Source organism: Promicromonospora sp. NPDC057488, assembly GCF_042802395.1.
In the GTDB taxonomy this organism is placed as follows: Bacteria; Actinomycetota; Actinomycetes; order Actinomycetales; family Cellulomonadaceae; genus Promicromonospora.
The window spans coordinates 1-2,825 of the sequence record NZ_JBHVEG010000324.1 but is presented as its reverse complement, the minus strand read 5'-3'; the positions used below and the strand labels follow the sequence as shown (position 1 = coordinate 2,825).

Here is a 2,825-nt window from a genome sequence, read left to right as displayed (position 1 = left end):
GCGTCGGTCTCCCGACGGGCACCCAGCGCCCGGCGACCTAGCCGAGGCGTTCGAACGTCGCCTCGAAGCCCGTGGTCCACTGCGTGTGCGTGGTCTCGTCGCAGGTGTACTTCAGCGGCTGGGACAGGCCCTCGGGCTGGTACGTGTCGCCGTTGCCGGCGAGCTCGCGCGTGACCTCGGCGTCGTCGAAGTCGACCGTCTCGAAGGTGAGCCGCCCGCCCTTGGTCGAGACCGTGTACGTGGCCGTGCCGCTCCAGGTCTCGACGTACTCCCCGGCGGGCAGGTCGGCGCGCAGCGGCTCGGCGTCGTCGAACTCGACCACCTGGGTGCCGTCGGGCCGGAACTCGACCACGCGCCCGTTCCAGCCCGTGGTCGGGTAGGTCTCGCCCTGGGCCGAGATCTCCGTGGCCAGGTCGGTCTGCTCCCAGCGGCCCACCAGGCACTCGTCGATGACCGACGGCGGCTCCGCTGACGCCGAAGCCGACTTGGACGGTTCGGCCGAGGCGCCGGCCGGCGCGGACGCGGACGGCGACCCCGACGGCGTCGGGCCGGCCTCCGCCCCGCCGGAGCGCAGGCCGAGCACGGCCGCCGTGGTGCCGCCGCCGACGATCACCACGACCGCGGCCGCGACCAGCCAGGTGATCGGCCTGGTCAGCAGGCCGCGCCGGGGCGCCGCCGGCTCGGGCTCGGGCTCCGGGGCGGGCATGGCGGGGAGTGCCTTGACCACGGTCTCGTCGTCGCGCAGCGCGGTCGCGTCGTCGTCCGGGTCGACGGCGCCCGCGCCGCCTGCCACGGCCGGGAGGATCTTCGCGGGTCCCGTCCGCCGGTCGGCGGGCACGTCGTTGAGGAAGTCGAGCACCTCCGGCAGGTCCGGCCGGGCCTCGGGGTCCTTGGACAGGCAGGCCTGCACCAGCGGGAGCAGCCAGTCCGGGCACCCGGTCAGGTCGGGTTCCTCGTGCACCACGCGGTAGTAGACGACGGTGGTGTCGCCCTCGCCGAACGCGCGCTGCCCGGTCGCGGCGTACAGGGCGACGGCGCCCAGCGCCCAGACGTCAGCGGCCGGCGTCGCGAGGCTGCCGCGCACCTGCTCGGGCGCCATGAACGCGGGCGTGCCGACCTTGAGGCCGGTGCGGGTCAGCGACGTCGAGTCGGACCCCTGGGCGATGCCGAAGTCGATGACGAACGGGCCGTCCGCGCCGAGCAGGATGTTCGACGGCTTGAGGTCGCGGTGCACGATGCCGGCCTGGTGCACGGCGCGCAGCGCCTCGGCGACGCCCGCCAGCATGCGGCGCACGTCGGCCTCGGGCAGCGGGCCCTGGGTCCGGACGACGGCGGACAGCGCCGGGCCCTCCACGTATTCGACGGCCAGCCAGGGCTGCTCGCCGTCCGGGTCGGCGTCGATCAGGGTGGCCAGGAACCGGCCGCGCACCTTCATCGCGGCCGCCGCCTCGCGGCGGAACCGCGTGCGGAACTCCGGGTCCTGGACGTGCTCGCGCAGGATCGCCTTGAGGGCGAGCCTGCGTCCGGTGCGGGTCTCCGCGAGATAGACAGCCCCCATGCCGCCCGCCCCGATCCGGCCGAGAAGCTGGTAACCGCCCAGCTCCTGCGGGTCGCCGGGCTCGAGCGGCTGGATCTGCGGGGCTGCCCCTGAGCCTGGCGCGATCATGGAGCGAAACATACCGGATTTCCTTGAATTCACCCGATATTTCGGTCATGGTGATTCGCGTTCCCGAAGGAAATTACACACGCAGGGGGAGAACCATGAAGCGAAAGCTGGTGAGCCGCGCGCTGCCGTCCGTGCTCGTGGCGGGCGGTCTGCTCGTTACGGGCGCCGTGTCCGCGACCGCGGCCGACGACGCGCCGTCGAGCGTCGAGCAGCCGGCCGGCGGCCTGGGCGACGTGCTGTCGGGCACGGTCGACGCCGTCGTCGGCAAGGGCGGCGCGGTGGACAGCACGCTGGGCCAGGTGACCGACACCGTCGAGCAGGTGACGAAGAAGGAGGGCGCCGTCGACGACACGGTCAAGGGCGTCACGGGCGCCGTCGACGCGGTGGCCGGCAAGGACGGCGCCGTCGACGACGTGGTGCGCGGCGTGACCGGCGGTGAGGCCAAGGCGCCGACCGCGAAGGGCGGCCCCGTGGACGACGTCGTGCGCGGCGTGTCCGGCGTGGTCACCTCGGTGGCCGGCGAGGACGGCGCCGTCGACGACGTGCTCGGTGCGGACGAGCCCGAGCGCGGCCTGACCGACAACCTGCCGAACGAGATCATCGACGACGTGGGCTCGATCGGCGAGAACCTGGGCCGCGGCGACGTGCCCGGCACCATCGGCGCGGTGACCGGCGAGAACGGCGTCGTCGACGACCTGCTCGAGAGCCCGGTGCACGGCGGCCCCGGTGGCGGCGACCCGGGTGACGGCGGTCCCGGCGGTCCTGGTGGGCCTGGTGATGGGCCGGGCTCGGGCGACGGTTCGGGCACGATCCCCGTGTCCAACCTGCCCGGTCTGGGTACCGGCGTCGACACGGGCCTGCCCATCCAGTCGATCGGCGAGGCGCAGGCCCCGGGCGCGCTGGCGCAGACGGGCTTCCAGGTGGCCGGCGCTGCCGCGGTGGCGCTCGGCCTCACGGCCGTCGGCGCCGCGCTGGTCCGCGCGCGCCGCCGGATGCTGGAGACGCAGGACTGAGGTCCTGTGGGCAACGCCGGTCGGCAGTTTGCCCCGCGGACTCGGTAGTCGGCATCGAGATCGGCTCAGGCCTGTGCCGATCTCGAAGCCCACATCCGAGCACCCGGCCGGGGCGCCCCCCCCCGCCGGGGCGGCCGTGGCGGCCG

At 74.5% G+C, this 2,825-nt stretch carries 2 protein-coding genes; one reads left to right on the top strand and one right to left on the bottom strand.

Annotated features, from left to right (window positions below):
- Positions 1-37: 37 nt before the first annotated feature.
- On the bottom strand, positions 38-1,666 hold the full coding sequence (locus ACFU5G_RS29740) for a serine/threonine-protein kinase (protein WP_377252727.1): 1,629 nt from the start codon (positions 1,664-1,666) through the stop codon (positions 38-40).
- Between the two features lie 95 nt (positions 1,667-1,761).
- On the opposite strand from ACFU5G_RS29740, the gene ACFU5G_RS29735 reads away from it, so the two are divergent.
- Positions 1,762-2,679, top strand: coding sequence for a hypothetical protein (locus ACFU5G_RS29735; protein WP_377252725.1), 918 nt, complete (start codon positions 1,762-1,764; stop codon positions 2,677-2,679).
- Positions 2,680-2,825: the final 146 nt, after the last annotated feature.